At 62.5% G+C, this 17,550-nt stretch carries 16 protein-coding genes; 9 read left to right on the plus strand and 7 right to left on the minus strand.

From position 1 onward, the window contains the following. Positions 1–2 precede the first annotated feature (2 nt). The 4 genes from B3C1_RS06270 to B3C1_RS06285 all read left to right on the plus strand — a co-directional run bounded on the left by B3C1_RS06270 (position 3) and on the right by B3C1_RS06285 (position 2,818). Positions 3–419: a hypothetical protein gene (locus tag B3C1_RS06270; RefSeq protein ID WP_008483650.1), complete on the plus strand. Its 417-nt coding sequence runs from the start codon at positions 3–5 to the stop codon at positions 417–419. Positions 420–524: 105 nt separating this feature from the next. Beyond that, entirely contained in the window at positions 525–1,490 is a 966-nt protein-coding gene (locus B3C1_RS06275; protein ID WP_008483651.1) for an LNS2 domain-containing protein, read from the plus strand. Between the two features lie 323 nt (positions 1,491–1,813). After that, entirely contained in the window at positions 1,814–2,167 is a 354-nt protein-coding gene (locus B3C1_RS06280; RefSeq protein ID WP_008483652.1) for an LptM family lipoprotein, read from the plus strand. Positions 2,168–2,329: 162 nt separating this feature from the next. Continuing rightward, positions 2,330–2,818, plus strand: coding sequence for a M48 family metallopeptidase (locus B3C1_RS06285; RefSeq protein ID WP_008483654.1), 489 nt, complete (start codon positions 2,330–2,332; stop codon positions 2,816–2,818). 37 nt (positions 2,819–2,855) lie between these two features. Here the strand turns inward: B3C1_RS06285 and B3C1_RS06290 are convergent, their stop codons facing one another. From B3C1_RS06290 to B3C1_RS06300, 3 genes are all read right to left on the minus strand, one after another. Beyond that, a complete protein-coding gene (locus B3C1_RS06290; protein WP_083858269.1) occupies positions 2,856–3,413 on the minus strand; it encodes a cytidine/deoxycytidylate deaminase family protein in 558 nt (185 codons plus the stop codon). Between the two features lie 139 nt (positions 3,414–3,552). After that, the gene (locus B3C1_RS20740; RefSeq protein WP_008483657.1) at positions 3,553–4,887 is read right to left on the minus strand and encodes a methyl-accepting chemotaxis protein; all 1,335 of its coding nucleotides are present in this window, start codon (positions 4,885–4,887) and stop codon (positions 3,553–3,555) included. A gap of 103 nt (positions 4,888–4,990) precedes the next feature. Further along, entirely contained in the window at positions 4,991–5,863 is an 873-nt protein-coding gene (locus B3C1_RS06300; protein WP_008483658.1) for a GGDEF domain-containing protein, read from the minus strand. A gap of 152 nt (positions 5,864–6,015) precedes the next feature. Between B3C1_RS06300 and dbpA the strand changes: the two genes are divergently transcribed. Continuing rightward, complete coding sequence (dbpA, locus tag B3C1_RS06305; protein ID WP_008483659.1) at positions 6,016–7,395, plus strand: ATP-dependent RNA helicase DbpA; 1,380 nt, start codon at positions 6,016–6,018, stop codon at positions 7,393–7,395. Positions 7,396–7,464: 69 nt separating this feature from the next. Next, entirely contained in the window at positions 7,465–7,728 is a 264-nt protein-coding gene (locus tag B3C1_RS06310; protein ID WP_008483660.1) for a hypothetical protein, read from the plus strand. Positions 7,729–7,754: 26 nt separating this feature from the next. Here B3C1_RS06310 and B3C1_RS06315 read toward each other — a convergent pair whose 3' ends face one another. Together B3C1_RS06315 and tpx are read right to left on the minus strand one after the other, a co-directional pair. Continuing rightward, a complete protein-coding gene (locus tag B3C1_RS06315) occupies positions 7,755–9,143 on the minus strand; it encodes a DEAD/DEAH box helicase (RefSeq protein WP_008483661.1) in 1,389 nt (462 codons plus the stop codon). 169 nt (positions 9,144–9,312) lie between these two features. Then, complete coding sequence (gene tpx, locus B3C1_RS06320; RefSeq protein WP_008483662.1) at positions 9,313–9,810, minus strand: thiol peroxidase; 498 nt, start codon at positions 9,808–9,810, stop codon at positions 9,313–9,315. A 124-nt stretch (positions 9,811–9,934) separates the two neighbouring features. On the opposite strand from tpx, the gene B3C1_RS06325 reads away from it, so the two are divergent. Continuing rightward, positions 9,935–10,318 carry a VOC family protein gene (locus tag B3C1_RS06325; RefSeq protein WP_008483665.1) on the plus strand — a complete coding sequence of 128 codons (384 nt, stop codon included), beginning with the start codon at positions 9,935–9,937 and terminating at the stop codon, positions 10,316–10,318. A 4-nt stretch (positions 10,319–10,322) separates the two neighbouring features. On the opposite strand, the gene sbcC is transcribed toward B3C1_RS06325, so the two are convergent. Together sbcC and sbcD are read right to left on the minus strand one after the other, a co-directional pair. Next, entirely contained in the window at positions 10,323–13,646 is a 3,324-nt protein-coding gene (gene sbcC, locus B3C1_RS06330; protein ID WP_008483666.1) for an exonuclease subunit SbcC, read from the minus strand. Next, complete coding sequence (sbcD, locus tag B3C1_RS06335; protein WP_035481311.1) at positions 13,643–14,830, minus strand: exonuclease subunit SbcD; 1,188 nt, start codon at positions 14,828–14,830, stop codon at positions 13,643–13,645. Before sbcD ends, sbcC begins: the two co-directional genes overlap by 4 nt. A 140-nt stretch (positions 14,831–14,970) precedes the next feature. Here sbcD and B3C1_RS06340 point away from each other — a divergent pair, with 140 nt between their 5' ends. Then, a complete protein-coding gene (locus B3C1_RS06340) occupies positions 14,971–17,163 on the plus strand; it encodes an EAL domain-containing protein (protein WP_008483668.1) in 2,193 nt (730 codons plus the stop codon). A 102-nt stretch (positions 17,164–17,265) separates the two neighbouring features. Then, positions 17,266–17,460 carry a heavy-metal-associated domain-containing protein gene (locus B3C1_RS06345; RefSeq protein WP_008483669.1) on the plus strand — a complete coding sequence of 65 codons (195 nt, stop codon included), beginning with the start codon at positions 17,266–17,268 and terminating at the stop codon, positions 17,458–17,460. Positions 17,461–17,550 lie beyond the last annotated feature (90 nt).

Genomic DNA, 17,550 nt, shown 5'->3' on the forward strand with positions numbered 1-17,550 from the left:
CCATGGACAGGATCGGCTGGAAACTGCTCTTTGTGGTGTTACTGCTGGGCACCCTTGCCGGTAGCTATGAAGACCTGACGGCGCCTGGGATAGTGAAGCCTACCCACCCACTGTTGATATCCGCTCTGGTCTGGATAACGGATTTGCTCACCTTGGTCTCGGCCTTTTGTTATGGCTTTAGGAAGCGTTTTTTCCCTTACGTTTTATTCTGGCAAACGGTATTGGGGCTGTCTGTATTGTCCAACCTCGTTGTTTGCTATTACGCCTTCAGCCGCCCTGGGGCTTTTCAGCCTTCTGAGCTGGCCGTCATCATGCCAATCGATTTGGCCGTATTGGTCATCTTCCTGCTGCCTACCTATCTTTACTTCGCCAAAGACCTGAGCCAGGCAAAAGCGGCCGGCAACACCGCAAAGACCTAAAGCTAGGCTGCTGTTACTGCCGGCATCCGGCAGTTGCCAACAAAATGAAAACACCAGTCCGCTATGCTGGGCCTGTCATAAGGACACAACCACAAAGGACTGCACATGTTTAAAGCCCTGCTTGCCCCCCTTCTGTTTGCGTCGGCCGGTGCCCTGGCCCTGCCCCAATGCCCTGAGCCACAACGCATGGAACTGGACTACCCGGCCCCAAGTTTTGCTGTCACCGGCTTTGACCACAGCGCCAACCGCTTTATCAGCCTGCTGCCCAGTTACCATATGGTGCACGATCTGGTGCTGGCCGAAGGCCAGGGCGCCACCCTGACAGCCAAGTTCGACTACGGCACCCTGGTCCACAAAGACCTGGAAGACGAGAAAGTGCGCTTCTACCTGCGCGGCCCGCAACAAGGGAGTTGGCAGTTCCTTGGACAAGGCACCACCAACAGCGACGGCAAGGCCAGTATCGCCCTGCCGGCCCTGGCGGCGGGCCAGTACCGTATCTACGCCGGCGTACCGGGGGACGGTAGCGGCGCCCAGGGCTTTGTTACCGTGATCCAGCCCGGTACCCAGGCCGTGCTCTTTGATATCGACGGCACCCTGACTGAGTCGGATGCCGAACAGCTAGGCGACTACACCGGCATCGACAGGGCCGACCCCAAGGACGGCGCCTACAGCCTGGTGCGACGCTACCTGGATCTCGGTTACCAGCCGGTCTTCCTTACCGCCCGGGTTTACTGGTATGCCAAGGGCTCCCGCTCCTGGCTGGACTGGATGGGCCTGCCCCAAGGCTTTCTACGGACCTCCCTGAGCAATGAAGACAGCCTCTTTAACCCCAGGGCCTACAAGGCCGCCCAGATCCGTGCCCTCCAGGCCCAGGGCCTGAATATTGTCAGGGCCTACGGCAATGCCAAGTCCGACGCCGAAGCCTTTATCGACGCCGGCATACCGCCAAGCAGTACCTTCACCATAGGCAGCGATGCCGGCTATAACGGCACCACTCCCATAGCGGGCAACAGTTACGGCCAGCATATAGCCGAAGCGGTAGACAGCTTCCCAGCCGCCGCCTGCCAATGATAGGAAAAAGGCCAAGGCAAAAACCTTGGCCTTTTACTGCCACCAGGTTGGGGGCACAAAACGGCAGGGAGCTCCCAGCTCGGTAACGCCGGGCCCATGGCCTGGTTATTTTCACCGGCAACCTTGCAAGCACTTTTTAGCCCGCAGCTTGCTGAGGCGATAAAACAATCTTTTTTATATTGCTCAGCCTTTCTGCTATTTGCTTACTTTCTATTCCCCCATATTGCCCCGCTGAATCCAACCTGGCTTAGAAACTAACTTCATGTAAAATATGACTTTCTTTCCGAGGCGTTGCCTCTTTTCCAAGCAACTGCGATCTATCCATGAAACTTTTAAAACTCTCCGTTATCGCCTCTATCGCAACCCTTACCCTGGCAGCCTGTGGCCCCAAGCCTTTCCCTGAAGGTAAAATCACCAGCGTCACCAAGCAGCCTTATGTGCTGGTGGCCTTTGAAGACCCTACCGACGGTGGCAACTACACCCTGCGCAATGAAGAGGGTTTCGAATTCACTGTCGACTTTGATCGCAAATGCATGTTTGCCGAAAAGAACATGAAAATCGGCAAGACCTACCGGATCAACACTGAAACCCATGAATTTATCGACGATCAAGGCCGCGACGCCCAATATTACAAAGTCGAAGCGGACGACGTTTTCATGAACTTCTGTATTTTTTAAAAAAGAATCGTGAATAAAAAAGCCTCACTTAACAGTGAGGTTTTTTATTCCTTGATAGACACACTTTTAACCCGGCTTGGGGAAAACAGCCGGGATTGGCGTAACAACTTGCCCGATACGCGGCCAGGGTGGATCATGGCCCCAGGCAGTTTGAGGATCGTCATGAAGTATTTGACCGGCTACCCCGAGCACATCCTTGGCCAGGTGCGCGAGCTGATCGCCAGCGACCGGCTGGGGCTCTACCTGGAAAAGAAATACCCGGAGCGCCACGGGGTGCAGAGCGACAAGGCCCTGTACCAGGAGGCCCGTGAGCTGAAGGAGCGCTTTATGCGCAATGCCCCGCCCCTGGCGGCGGCCCGCTATGACGCCAAGCTGAGCGTGGTCAAGCATGCTCTGGGGCAGCACACCTACAAGGCCCAGGTGCAGGGGGCCAAGCTGAAGATGAAAAACAGCCTGACCATCGCCAGCCTGTTCAAGGAGGCGCCGCCGGAGTTTTTGCGGATGATCCTGGCCCATGAACTGGCCCACTTTCAGGAAAAAGACCATAACAAGCGCTTTTACCAGCTGTGCTGCCATATCGAGCCCCAATACCACCAGCTGGAGCTGGATACCCGCCTCTGGCTGACCTGGCGGGAACTGCCCAAAGATTGAAAAAGGCGCCAATGGCGCCTTTTTCGTTACTTCCCGGTTAGAGCGCGCTTTCGCTTTGCACGACGTCCACCATGGCGCTGCGCACCTTGTCCTGGTCCAGGCCTGAGCCTTCAAACTGGGCCCGGACCCAAGCCCACCGGGCATGGTCGAACAAGCCCCTGTCTTGCAGGGCCTGGGGCCATACCCAAGAGCTGGTAGCCTTTTTGTAGATCTCGTCGGTCGTCACCACCCTGTCTATTACCCCTAGCAGCTCCAGCACAAAGGCGCAGGACTTACAGGGCGGCGAGGTAATTTCGATACGCTGGATATCAGCCAGGTCCCCGCCGTCTTGCAGGTACTCCACCAGGGCGTTCATCTCGGCGTGGGTGGAGCGGACCGAATCGTAAGCCCCTTCGCTGATCTCGTCGTCATGGTTGAAGATAACGGCGTTGCAGCTCATGTAGTCGTTTTCCTCCTCTGGGGCCTGTGCCAGCACCAGGGTGGTGTCCAGAGTTTCATTCCAGCGCCCGGCCACACTTTGAAGCCTTCGAAGAACGGACTGGCGTCCCTCACTGACTTTCATGGGATTGATTTTATTCCTGCGGGGTCTGTCCATGGTTTTCCTCCTTTAAAACAGTGACAGTCACCCCCCAGCCTAGACACCGCTGGCCCCTTTGCCGGGCCCAATGCGCCTTTTGTGATAGCAGCGCCAATAAAAAGGGCGCCATGGGGCGCCCTTTTTCAAGCAATGGCTCTTAGCGGCCGGTTTCCTTGACCTGGCTGGCCAGCAGCTCTACGGCGGCCACCGCCTGCTTGGCACCGTTGCGGATGCCGACGATCATCTGGTCGGCCTCGGCGGCCAATTCCGCCCCCTGGTTGGCGTTGTCCAGGCAGCCTTGCATGTCGGTGATGGCCGCTTCGGTGCCCTGCTGGATCTGGGTGATCATGCGGGCGATCTCCGAGGTGGACTCGGAGGTGCGCTTGGCCAGGTTGCGCACTTCGTCGGCCACCACCGCAAAGCCCCGGCCCTGGTCGCCGGCGCGGGCCGCTTCGATGGCGGCATTGAGGGCCAGCAGGTTGGTCTGTGAGGCGATTTCGCCAATGGTCTCGATGATGGAGGTGATCTGGCGGGCATGCTGGCCCAAATTGCCCAGGGCGTCGGCGGAATGACCAAGGCGCTGGGCTATGGCCTGCATCTGGTTGGCCGCTTCCTGAATGATGCCGGTGCCTTTGACCGCCATCTGTTCGGTCTGGCGGGAAATGTCGAAGGCTTCCGAGGCCTGCTGGGCTTCCTGCTGGTGGCGGCGCACCAGTTGAGTGACGTCTGAGGCGAACTTCACCACCTGGGTGACCCGGCCTTTGTCGTCGAGGATGGGGTTGTAGGACGCCTCCAGCCAGACCGGTTCGCCATAGGCGTTGCGCCGCTCAAATTGACCGGAGATAAACTGGCCCTTGGTCAGCTTGTCCCAAAACAGCCTGTACTCGCTGGAGCGGGCATAGGCCGGCTCGCAAAACAGGCTGTGGTGCTGGCCCAACACCTGTTCCAGGCGGTAGCCCATGGTGGACAGGAAGTTCTGGTTGGCATCGGTCACCCGGCCCTGGGTATCAAAGGAGATCACCGCCATGGCCTTGTTCAGGGCCGCCAACTGGTTACGGGCAGCCTGGCCCTGGCGCACCTTGTCGGTGACGTCGGTGGCCAGCTTGACGACGCGCACCACCCGGCCGTCCTTGTCCAGCAAGGGGTTGTAGGAAGCTTCCAGCCAGAGGGTGTCGCCGGCCTTGTTGCGCCGCTCAAAGCGGCCCGCCACAAATTCCCCCTGGCCCAACTTGGTCCAGAACTGGCGGTATTCTGTGGAGGAGGCAAAATCGGGGCGGCAGAACATGCGGTGATGCTGGCCCTGGATATCTTCCAGGCGATAACCGGTCAATTTCAGGAAATTGCCGTTGGCCCTCAGCACTTCACCCTGGGGGGTAAAGCTGATCAGGGCCTGGGACCGGCTAAGGGCCGAGATAACGGCTTCTTTTTCTGCCAGGACCAGTTCCTTGGCAGCCAGTTGTTCACTGAGTTGGCGCGATTTTCCAAAAAGCATCTAGAACCCCACCCACAGATGAAAGGGCGCGCATTCTACATCCAACGGTCAATATTTCGCCATATCTTTTAGGCAAAAATGCCAGCTATGTCTGACTAGATGCTCAGGCGGCCAGTTCCACCCTGTTACGGCCCTGGGCCTTGGCCCGGTAGAGGGCCCGGTCGGTGCGGCGCAGCAGGGTATCCAGATCTTCCCCCAAGACCTGGCTGCCGGCACCTATGCTCACCGTCAGCGCGGCCCTGTTGGCCATGCCCTGGGCTACGGCCTGGCGCACATTGTCGGCGTAGCGGCGCAGGGCCAGGTCGTCCAACTTGGGCAGCAGTACCGCAAACTCCTCGCCCCCCAGGCGCACGGCGTGACCGTCGGGACATTGGCGGGCCAGGATCTGCCCGACCGCCTTTAAGACTTCGTCACCGACGCTGTGGCCCAGGCTGTCGTTCACCTGTTTGAAGTGGTCCAGATCCAACAGCAGCAGGGACAGGCCGCCGGCCATGCTGGCGGCCATCTGGGCAAAGTAGCGGCGGTTGCCAAGCTCGGTCAGGGGGTCGAAATGGGCCAGGCGGTCCAGTTCGCCATGCGCCCTGGCGGTGTGGCCCAGCAGCAGGTAAAAGCCGGTGGCCGCCAGGGCCATGCCGATCACCCTCAACAGATCTTCGCCGTAGGCCGACAGCCACAGGGGCTGCACCCTCACTTCATCCATGACATCGATAAGGGCACTGACCACCCAGAGGCTAAAGCCGATGGTCAGCAATAAATAGGTATGGCGGGGCAGGGTCACCATCTGGGTAAAGAGCAGGGTGGCCAGCACGATAAAGAGCACCAGCAGTTCCGCCAGGCCCCCGGTGCCAAAGAGGCGGCCGTCGGTGATGGGGGGTAGCAACCAGATATGAGCCAGGGCCAGCAACACCAGGGTCAGCAGCAGGGCGAGAAAATAGCGACGGCGGCGGGGAGAAAGCGCCGTTTTGGCAAGCAGCATGGCAAGGCTCTGTCTAACCTGATGCCAGGAAGCATTAACGCTGGCGCCCATGAATGCAAGAGTCCGGCGGGCTTTCCCTTTGACTTCCTGGCAAAGCTGTATAGTATTCGCGCGGCTGTCAGCCCCCCATACCGCCACCCTAGGATATCACCGTGAGCCATACCGATTTTTCCACCCTGGCCCTTAACGAGGCCCTGGTTGCCAACCTGGCCAGCCTGGGTTACCAGGCCATGACCCCCATCCAGGCCCAGAGCCTGCCGCCGATCTTGGCCGGCAAGGATGTCATCGCCCAGGGGAAAACCGGCTCCGGTAAAACCGCCGCCTTTGGCCTTGGCCTGCTGCACCACCTGAACGTCAAACAGTTCCGGGTCCAGGCCCTGGTGCTGTGCCCCACCCGGGAGCTGGCCGACCAGGTCACGGCGGAGATCCGCAAGCTCGCCCGCGCCATTCACAACATCAAGGTGCTGACCCTGTGCGGCGGCATGCCCTTTGGCCCCCAGGTGGGCTCGCTGGAGCACGGCGCCCATATCATCGTCGGCACCCCGGGGCGGGTGGACGATCACCTGCGCCGTGGCACCCTGCGCCTGGATGACCTGCGCACCCTGGTGCTGGACGAAGCAGACCGTATGCTGGACATGGGCTTTAGCGAGGTGATTGACGGCATCATTCAGCAGACCCCGGCCAGCCGCCAGACCCTGATGTTCAGCGCCACCTTCCCGGACGAAATCGAAGGGGTGGCCAGGCGGGTGATGCGCGCCCCCGAGCGCATCCAGGTGGCGTCTAGCCACAGCCAGCACAGCATCAGCCAGCAGTTCCACCTGGTAGCGGACGACGCCCAGCGGCGCCAGGCGGTGCAGCTGCTGATCCAGCAATACCGCCCCGCCTCTGCTGTGGTGTTCTGCAACACCAAGCGTGAAGTCCAGGACCTGGCCCAGGCCCTCAGCGCCAAGGGCTTTAGCGCCCTGGCCCTGCACGGGGACCTGGAGCAAAAGGACAGGGACCAGGCCATGGTGCGCTTTGCCAACAAGAGCGCCACCGTGCTGGTGGCCACCGACGTGGCGGCCAGGGGCCTGGACGTGGACGCCCTGGATCTGGTGATCAACTACCACCTGGCCTTCGAACCGGAAGTACACGTACACCGGGTGGGCCGTACCGGCCGCGCCGGTAACCAGGGCATGGCCTGCACCCTGTTCAGCGCCAAGGAAAGCCACCGCCTGCTGGCCCTGGAAGAAACCCTGGGCCTGAACGTGGACGAAAGCCCCCTGCCCCCCCAGAGCCTGTTGCTGGAGGCCCCCTACGGCGCCACCATGGTGACCCTGCAGATCGACGGCGGTAAGCGCCAGAAGCTGCGCCCCGGCGACATCCTGGGCGCCCTGACCCGGGACAAGGCCCTGACCGGCGATCAGGTGGGCAAGATCCAGATCTTCGAAGACTGGGCCTTCGTGGCGGTGGCCAAGGCCAAGGCGCCGCTGGCCCTCAAGCAGCTGAGCCACAGCATCAAGGGCCGCAACTTCCGTGCCCGCCAGCTGTAAGGCAAGCAGTTGACCGGCCGGGGCTTTCATTTTAGGTTGGGGTATCTCTTTGCTGCACGGACGCTACCCATGAAAGCCCTGCTGCCCCTGGCCGCCCTGTTGCTGGCGGCCTGCGCCGCCGAACCCGGCAATGCCGGCCTGGACAACCCTGTTGCCTGGCCCACCTGCGACGACCAACACGAGTTGGACACCCTAAAAGATAAGCACAGGCCCAGGGACAGAATGCCCGACCCGTCGGCCATGCCCTGCCAGCCTTACCAGGGGCCTACCGTCAGCATCCATGTGACGGGGCCGGATAACCCCATTCCCGAATCGGCCCGCAAGGGCCAATAAAAAAGGGCGCTTGATGCGCCCTTTTTTCATGCCTGGGGTTTGGGTTGCGGACGGCGACGACGCCTGCGGGGCTGGCCTTCGCCGGCCGGGCGTTGCTGGCCCTGGCCGCCGCTGCGGCTCTGGGCAGGCCGGTCACCGCTGCCCTGGCCGCTGTGGCGGCCCTGGGTGGGCTTGTCGCCACCGGCCTGGCGCTGGCCGTCCTGGTGCTGCTTGGGCTTCTTCGGCTTTTTGGGCTTGCTGGGCCTGCCGTCCAGGGCCGACTCGGGCAGGTCGTGGCTGGGCTCGAAGCCGGGCACGTTCTCACGGGGCAGCACCTGGCGGATCAGCCGCTCGATGCTTTTCAGCTCCTTGGTCTCTTCACTGCACACCAGGGACACGGCCTTGCCGCTGGCGCCGGCCCGGCCGGTACGGCCGATACGGTGCACATAGTCTTCCGCCACGTTGGGCAGGTCGAAGTTCACCACCTGGGGCAGCTGGTCGATATCCAGGCCACGGGCGGCGATGTCGGTGGCCACCAACACCCGCACGGCACCGGATTTAAAGTCGGCCAGGGCCTTGGTACGGGCGCTCTGGCTCTTGTTGCCGTGAATGGGAGCGGCGGTGATCTGGCTGGCGATCAGCTGCTTGGCCAGGCGGTTGGCGCCGTGCTTGGTGCGGGTAAACACCAGCACCTGTTGCCAGTTGCCGTCGTCGATGAGCTTGCACAGCAAGGGCGCCTTGCGGTTTTTGTCCACCGGGTAGATGGCCTGCTCCACCCGCTCGGCAGTGCTGTTGGGCGGGGTGACGGAGATCTCCTGGGGGTCGTTGACCAGGCCCTTGGCCAGGGCGCGGATTTCGTCGGAGAAGGTGGCACTGAACAGCAGGTTTTGGCGCTTGGGCGGCAGCACCGCCAGGATCTTCTTGATGTCGTGGATAAAGCCCATATCCAGCATGCGGTCGGCTTCGTCCAGTACCAGCACTTCCAGCTGGTTAAAACGCACCGCGTTCTGCTGGTACAGGTCCAGCAGGCGGCCGGGGGTGGCCACCAGCACGTCGGTGCCACGGCGCAGGGCCATCATCTGCGGGTTGATCTTCACGCCGCCGAACACCACCTGGCAGCGCAGGGGCAGGTGCTTACCGTAGGTGTTGACGCTCTCGGCCACCTGGGCCGCCAGCTCGCGGGTGGGGGTCAGCACCAGGGCCCGTACCTGGTTGCCCTGCACCTTGCTGCCGCCGCTGAGCAGGTGCAGCAATGGCAGGGTGAAACCGGCGGTTTTGCCGGTACCGGTCTGGGCGGCCGCCATGACGTCCCGGCCTTCCAGCACCGCCGGTATGGCCTGGGCCTGGATAGGAGAGGGGTGCTCGTAGCCCTGTTCGGCAACAGCATCGAGCAAAGCCTTGCTGAGGCCGAGATCGGCGAAGGTGGTGTCGGTCATGGTGGGGCCCTAATTCTGCGGAGGGCGGATAGTAGCATCAGTGCAGGGTTGCAGGGAAAGCCAATCGGCCAGCATTGCAGCGCCGGCCCCCTTGGGATTGCGCCAAGGGCCAAGACCCGCCCCACAAAAAAGGCAGCCCCCAGGGCTGCCTTTTCACAACTTGACGGCCTCAGAGGGCGGCCAGGGCGGCCTCGTAGTTGGGCTCGTCGGCGATTTCAGCCACCAGTTCGCTGTGCAGCACCTTGTCGTGCTCGTCCAGTACCACCACGGCGCGGGCGGCCAGGCCGGCCAGGGGGCCATCGCTGATGGCAACGCCATAGTCCTTGAGGAATTCACGGCCACGCAGGGTGGACAGGTTCACTACCCCTTCGATGCCTTCGGCGCCGCAGAAACGGCCCTGGGCAAAAGGCAGGTCGGCGCTGATGCACAGCACCACGGTGTTGGCCAGGCTGGCGGCCTTTTCGTTGAACTTGCGCACCGAAGTGGCGCAGGTGGGGGTGTCGACGCTGGGGAAGATATTGAGGATCTTGCGCTTGCCGGCAAAATCACCCAGGCTCAGGTCGGCCAGATCGCCGGCCACCAGTTTGAAGGCCGGGGCCGCTTGCCCCACTTGCGGCAGGCTGCCGTCTACTGAAACCGGATTGCCCTTGAGAGTAACGGTCGCCATAAAGACTCCTTTGCTTGTCTGATAATTGCGGCACTGTCGTCCAGAGGCCCCGCCAGGGCCGGGCCAGGTCACAGTCTGGGCCAGGGCTGCGCCGCTAACAAGCCCCAACGAGAGAAAAGCCAAGATGAAAATCAGCCACTTGGACCACCTGGTTCTGACCGTTGCCGACATAGACCGCAGCTGCGCCTTTTACAGCCAAGCCCTGGGCATGGACCTGGTCACCTTCAAAGGCGACCGCAAGGCCCTGGCCTTCGGCCAACAGAAGATCAACCTGCACCAGGCCGGCCAGGAATTTGAGCCCAAGGCCCAGCACCCTGCCCCGGGTTCGGCCGACCTGTGCTTTATCACCCACACGCCCCTGGCCCAGGTCATGTCCGAACTGGCCGAGCTGGGTATAGCCCTGGAAGCAGGCCCGGTGGAACGTACCGGCGCCACCGGGCCGCTGCTGTCCATCTACCTGCGCGACCCCGACCACAACCTGATTGAGTTATCCAACCTGTTGCCTTGAGGCTCTAGAGGGCAAAGCGGCTGTCCAGGCGCGAGTAGCCCATGCCGGCGCCCTTATGGACTTTCAGCTGCACCGGGATGCGATCTTTAAGGGCTTCCACGTGGCTGATCACACCGATCATCTTGCCGTCGGCATTGAGATTATCCAGGGCGTCCAGGGCCACCTCCAGGGTGTCGGCGTCCAGGGTGCCAAAGCCTTCGTCCAGGAACAGCGAATCGATGGCGGTCTTCTGGCTGACCAGGTCCGACAGCGCCAGGGCCAGGGCCAGACTGACCAAAAAGCTCTCGCCCCCGGACAGGGTACGGGTGTCCCGGGCAACATCGGCCTGCCAGCTGTCCAGCACTTCCAGGTCCAGCTCGGCGCCGGCCTTGCGGCGCAGGCCATAGCGGCCGTGAAGCCGGTCCAGGCGCTGGTTGGCAAGATGCACCAAATGATCCAGGGTCAGGCCCTGGGCAAAGCGGCGGAACTTGGCCCCGTCCGCCGAGCCGATCAGGCCGTTGAGGTGCTGTTGCAGGTCAAGCTGGGCCTGCTTGGCTTCCAACTGCTGGGCCAGGTCCCCAAGGGACTGGCGGGCCTGCTGGTCCGCTTGCAGGCGGGTATCCAGGGCGCCGTCTTGGCTGGCCAGGGCCCTGAGCTGGTCACGAAGCCCCTGCTCCTGGGCCTGCAAGGCTTCAAGGCTCACCCCTTCGGCCTGGTCCGTGCCCAGCGCCTGCAACCTGGCCTTAAGATCCTCTATCCGGCTCTGGGCGGTGATCAGGGTGTCGCGCAGCCTTTGTTCCAGTTCGGCCAGGCGTTGCTGTTCGTCCATTGGCAACAGGGCGTCATGGAAGGCGGCTTCGTCTTTAAAAGGACTCTCTTTGAGGCCTTGCTGCCACTGGCCCAGGGCTTCGCTTTGCTTGCCCTGCAATTGCTCCAGGCGAAGGCTTAGGGCCTGGCGCTCGGCGGCCAGGACCTTCTGGTTATCCAGCAGCGCCAGGTAGCGGGGTTCCAGTTCGCCAAGCACCAAGCCGGCCAGGGCGGCATCCAAGGCCGGGCGCCCGGCCAGGCGCTGGTGCCAATGGCCGAGGGCTTCTTGCAACCGCTCCTGGCGGGCGCTTTGCTGCTGCCAGGCCTTGTCCAGTTGCTGTTGGCGGCCTTGGGCCTTTTGAAAGGCCTCGATACGTTGCTCGCAGGCCTGCTGCCATTGGCCATCGGCGGCAAAACCATAAGCCTCCAGAGCCTTGGCAAAGCGCTGCTGGCTGGCGCCTAAGGCCTCGCCTTCCTGCTGAAGCTGCTTGGCCGCCTCGTCCAACTGGCGCTGTTGTTCCTGGCGTTGTTGCTCTGCAAAGTTCAGCTGTTCCTGGGCCTTGTCGGCCTCGAACCTGGCCTGTTGCAGGGCCTGCTGGGCGGCATCGACGGCGCCGGCCTCGGCTTCAATGGCGGCCATGGTGGCGTCCAGTTCCTTAAGGCTTTGTTGCAACGCCTCCAGACTCTGGCCACCCAACTGCTGCTGGCCTTCGGCGAGGCTGGCGGCCAGCTGCGCGCTTTCCTGCTGTTGTAGCAGCAGCCCCTTCTGGTACTGCTCTATCTGCACCCCTAGGCTGGCACCGCTGCTTTTGACCTCTTCCAACTCGTTGCTCAGCGCCTTTAAACGCCCGGCGGTGTCCGACTGGCTAAGGGCGCTGTAGTCGCTGATCCCCGGGTGCTGGGCGCTGCCGCACAGGGGGCAGGGCTCACCGGCGGTCAGATGCTGGCGGTAATGGGCCAGCTCGCCGATCAGCTTTTCCTGCTCCAGCAGCTTTTCTTTGTCTTTGACCTGTTCACGCAGCACCTTGTAGCGCTCGCGCAGCTGTTCGCGCTGCTGCGCCAGCTCCACCAGGTTGTGTTCGGTATCCTGAATGCTTTGCTGCAACTGCTGCTGGCGGGCCAGGGCCTGCTGCTGAGCCTGGGCCAGGGGCAGCAAGCGCTGCTGGGCCTGCCAATGGCTGCGCCACTGAGCAAGGCTGTGGCCTTCCAGGCGCGCCGCCAGGTTTTGCTGGGCTTGCTGGTGCTGCTGCTCGGCCAGGCTGGCCTGCCGCCGGGCGCCGGCCAGGTTCTGCTGCTGGCTCTCAAGGGCCTGGCGGCCCTCATCCAGTTGCCGAGCCAACTGGTGCTGGCGGCTTTGGCCCTGGGCCAGGCGCTGCTGCTCCAGGTTCAGCTGCTGCTGCCATTGGCGCCAACTGCCCAGCTCGCCGGTAAGGGCTGCGTCCCGTTGGTGTTCTCCCAGCCAAGTGGCGAGCTGGTCCAGCTCTTGCTGGCAGGTGCTGAGTTCCGCAATGGCGGCATCCAGCTGCTGGCGAGCCAGGCATTGGCCCTCCTGGGCCAGTTGCAGTTCCTGCTCGGCCAGCATATCCAGGTCGCCAGACAGCTGCCGCTGGCGCTCCCTGCCGTCGGCCAGTTCCTGGCCCAACTGCTGCCATAGGCGATAAAGGGACCGCAGCTCTTCGGCCGGCCTGGCGGCTTTGAGCTTTTTCAGGGCCGGTTCGGCCTGCTGCCATTGCCCCTGCGCCTCTGTCAGTTGCCGCTCAGCCAGTGCCATTTCGGCGCTGGTGCTGTCCCGCTGTTTGCGCCAGTCCAACTGGGCGCTCACCTTACGCAGCTGCTCGTTAAGGCCCTGCTCTTGGCGGCGCAGCTCGGCCAGCTTTTCGGCCAGTTGGGCCCGTTCATCGTCCGCCAGCACGGCGATCTGCCCGGCCCTGGCTTGCAACACCTTGACCTCTTCCCCCAGGGCACGACTGTCTTCGAAGACCTTTTGGGAAATGTGGCCGTAGATGTCGGTGCCGGTCAGCTCTTCGAGCAGTTCGGCGCGTTTGTTGGCGTCGGCATTCAAGAAGGCGGCAAAGCCCCCCTGGGCCAGCAGCATGGACATGGTAAAGCGGCCAAAGTCCAGGCCGGTGAGCTGCTCGGTCTGCTTGAGCTTGTCGTTGATCTTGTCGGTGAGGATGGTGCCGTCCAGGCGGGCCAGCTCCACCTTGGGGGGTTGCAGCTTGCCGTCGGGGTTGTCCCGGGCGCGGCGCTGCTGCCAAAAGGCCCGGTAGCCCTGGCCCTTGACCTCGAATTCCACCTCGGCCAGGGCTTCGCTAGTGTGGCGGGTCATCAGTTCGTTACTGGACTGGGACACCGTCTTCATGCGCGGCGTCTCGTGGTAGAGGGCCAGGCAGATGGCGTCCAGCAGGGTGGTCTTGCCGGCGCCGGTGGGGCCGGTGATGGCAAAGAGGCCATTGTCGGCAAAAGGGGCGGCGCTAAAATCGATTTTCCACTCCCCTTTCAGGGAGTTGAGGTTTTTAAGGCGCAGGCTGAGGATCTTCATTTGCCCTCCTGCAGCTCGGCCAGGGTGGCCTCGTAACGTGCCTTGAGGGCCGCTGCCAGCTCAGGGTCCAGGGCTTCGCTGGCCAGGCGCCGGTCGAAGACCTCCAGGGGGTTGAGCTCGTCCAGGGTCTCGCCGCCACCGCTGCTGATGCCGCCGCTGCCTTGGCGGTCGCGGCGCAGGCGCAGCAAGTCCACCGCCAAGCCGTCCAGCTGTTCGGCGACCCGGCTTTGCAGGTCGCTCAGGTAGTGCTGGCTTTCCAGCACCAGCTCAAGCCAGAGCCGTTGACCGTCGGCCAGCCCTGCCACCAGGGGGGCTACTTGCTGGCGCACCTCGCTAAGGTCACAGCGCAGGCTGGCCAGGGGCTGGAACAGGGGCACCGCCAGGGGGGTGACGCTAGTAAGGCCCTCACCCAGCTCCACCAGCAGCATTTCCTTTTGCTGGCCAGCTTCGTCGAAGCTCAGGGGAATGGGGGAGCCGCTGTAGCGAATATGCTCCAGCCCCCCTACCTTCTGGGCCCTGTGGATATGGCCAAGGGCGATGTAGTCCGCCGCCGGGAAGGCGCTGGTGGGGAAGGCTTCCAGGCTGCCCACGTAGATCTCCCGCACCGATTCCGAGGCGCTGGCCCCCACTGTGGTGAGGTGCCCCGTCATCACCACCGGCAGGCCCCGGGTCTTGGCCTGCTCAAAAAGCTGCTGGTAGTGGTGCCCTATGGCCTGCTGCATGGACTGCTGCTTGGCCTGGCCGTCCTGGCCGGCTTCGCTTTGCATCAGCTCCCTTGGCCGCAAAAAGGGAATGGCGCACAGTATGGCGCCGCTGCTGCCGTCGCGGTTTTTCAGCGCCAGCAGCGGCTCGGGCTCCAGGGCGCTGGCCACCACTGTGGTGCCAAGGGCCCCCAGCAGCGCCTTGGACTCTTCCAACACCGCCACCGAATCGTGGTTACCGGCCAACACCACCAGTTGGCATTGGCAGGCCTGCATCTCCAGCACCAACTGGTTGTACAGCTCGCGGGCATAGCTGGGGGGCGTACCGGTGTCGAAGATGTCGCCGGCAATCACCAGGGCGTCCACCTGCTGGGCCTGGACTGTGTCCAGCAGCCAGCGGATCAGGGCCTGATGTTCGGCCTGGCGGGTCTTGCCCATGAAGTGCTGGCCAAGGTGCCAGTCGGAGCTGTGAAGGATGCGCATGGGTTTAAGGTTCAAGGAACTATGGTCGCTACTTTACTGGTGTTTGTGCACAGATGCAGCCTGTGCCGGGCCCTGGAACAGCCGACCTCGTGCGGCCGGACAACCACCAGGCGGGCAATGTTTTTGATAAGGACGCTCGTTTGTTTTATTTGGATGAAGAACAGCGCGATCTACGGGCGCCGGCCTGGCAAATCAGCGCCTTGCGGATCATGGTCCTGGCCGGCCTGCTGCTGTTGCTGGGCATAGGATTGCACAGCGGCTACAGCGCCTGGCAACTGGGTGCCTACCACGTCATCTACATTATCGCCGGCTTCTACCTGGTGCTGGTAGTGGCCTCCATCCTGGCCCGGCGCCAGTTCAGACTGAGCCGGCTGTTGCTGACCGGGGCCATCATCGCTGCCGGTTTCGTCACCCAGCTGTTTATCCCCGACTTTGCCATCGCCAAACTGGGCGCCCTGTTCCTCTACAGCCTGCCCATGGTGGCCCTGCTCACCTGGGGCAAGAAAGCGACATTGGCGGCCATGCTCTTCAATCTGCTGCCCTTTGCCTACCTGGTTCATAACCAGCCGCTACCGGCGCTGCTGCAGATCCAGCAAACCCTGCCCAGCAGCCACCTCTACCTGCAAGGGCTGCTGTTTATCTTCTTCAACATCTGCCTGCCCTTGGGGATGATGCGGATGCTGAGGGCCCTGGATTGGCACAACGGCTCCCAGCAAAAGCTCAACAAACAGCTCAAGCTGTCCATGCAGCTGTACCGGGACCTGTTCGACAACGACGCCCACCCGGCCCTTATCCTCAGGGACGACAGTGCCGTGCGCTACAACAAGGCCATGCGGAGCTGGCTCAAGGAGCATGACGTGCTGGCCAGCAAGCTGCTCAAGGAGCTGCATCTGCCCAAGGACGACTGCACCCAGGAGGCGCGGCTGCTGGGCACGCCAAAGGGCCAGCGCCTGGTCAGCCTCACCAAGAGCCGCATGGCCCACCGCCATTATCATCTGTTGTTGCTGGACGACCAGACCGAAGCCTCCCAGCTCAAACTGCAATTAGCCGGGGAACGGGTGCAGAACCGGCGCCTGCGCTGGCACGACATCAGCACCGGCATGCTCAACGAAACCGGCATAGAGCATTGGCTGAACCGCAAGCCGAGGGCTGCGGTGGCCCTGATGCAGCTCTGTAACGGGCCAAGCCTTAGGCTGCGCTTTGGCAAGGACATCAGCAACCAGGCCCTGGCGCGCCTGGCCAGCCAGGTGAAAACCCTGCTGCCCCGTGGCGCCGTGGTGGGGCGCATCGCCCACAACACCCTGATCTTTGCCCACCCCAACCTGACCCTGGCGGCCCTCACCGACCGCCTGACCCGTATCGAACACCAGCTGCCCCACAGGTTTGAGGTGCAGGACCAGAGCCTGGTGCTGGAGCGCCACTGGCACTTGGCCGAGCACCCCGGGCTGATGCCGGACGGCCACCACCTGGGCAGCCTGGCCTCTTACCTGTGCAGCCACCCCCTGGTGCCGGGGCAGGTGCGGCAACTGGATCTCAAGGCCCTGGCCAACCAGGACTCCCAGCAGCGGCTGCTGGACGCCCTGCGCAAGGCCATACAGAGCGACGACCAGCTGTACCTGGAATACCAGCCCCAGTGCGACGTGTCCGGCCGCATCATCGCCGCCGAAGCCCTGCTGCGCTGGCACCATCCTGAACTGGGCCTGGTCAGCCCGGCGGACTTCATCCCCCTGGCCGAGCAGGGGGGCATCATCAGCCAGTTAAGCCGCTGGGTGGTGCAAAGAGCCTGCGAGCAGATCCGCGAGTGGCAGGCCCAGGGCATAACGCTGCGCCTGAGCATCAACCTGTCGGTGCTGGACCTGGTGGACGACCTTTTTATCCGCTGGCTATTGGACTACTGCCAACAGCAGCAATTGAACCAGGGCCAGCTGGAACTGGAGATCACCGAGACGGCCCTGGCCGACCCGGAGCAGACCAGCAAAGCCCTCAAGCAGTTGTCCGATGCCGGCTTCCCCCTGGCCATCGACGATTTCGGTACAGGGCAATCGTCTTTGGCGCGCCTCAACAGCCTCGATGCCAGCCTGATCAAGATTGACCGGGATTTCCTCAAGGAAGTGCCGGGGCGGGATCGCAGCGAAAACATGCTCAAGGCCATTATCGAACTGTGCCGGGCCACCGGCGCCGAACCCCTGGTGGAAGGGGTGGAGACCCAGCAGCAGCTGGACTGGCTGCTCCAGCACAATTGCCGGTTGTTCCAGGGTTTTCACCTTTATAAACCCATGCCACCCCGCACCTTGGCGCTGCTGGTCAGGGAGCTGGACAGCAAGCGATCCTGAACATTTTCATTCGACAACAAATAAAAAATTAGAGCAAACGCTTGAAATTTGCTCATCAACAAGCTGAAATAGATAGGGCACTAATAATCAAGGAGCCCTATTTTGTATACCTTTCGCGTAAGCAACATCCTGGGTGACCACTGCGTGTCACGGATCCAGCAAGCCATATTGGTGGCCGATGCCGAAGCACAGGTACGTATCAACAGAGACCACAACCAAGTCACCATCGTCAGCAACCAAAGCCGTAAGGCACTGAGCGAGGCCCTGACCGACACCGGTTTTCCCGCCCTCGCCTGAGGTGAGAGCTATGGTTAGCCCTCTAAACAAAATAGAGGTTTGATAATAGCTGTCACAGGCCGCCCTCAAGGGCGGCCTTTTTTTGGCCGA

Origin of the sequence: Gallaecimonas xiamenensis 3-C-1, from assembly GCF_000299915.1 — a bacterium.
Taxonomy (GTDB): Bacteria; Pseudomonadota; Gammaproteobacteria; order Enterobacterales; family Gallaecimonadaceae; genus Gallaecimonas; species Gallaecimonas xiamenensis.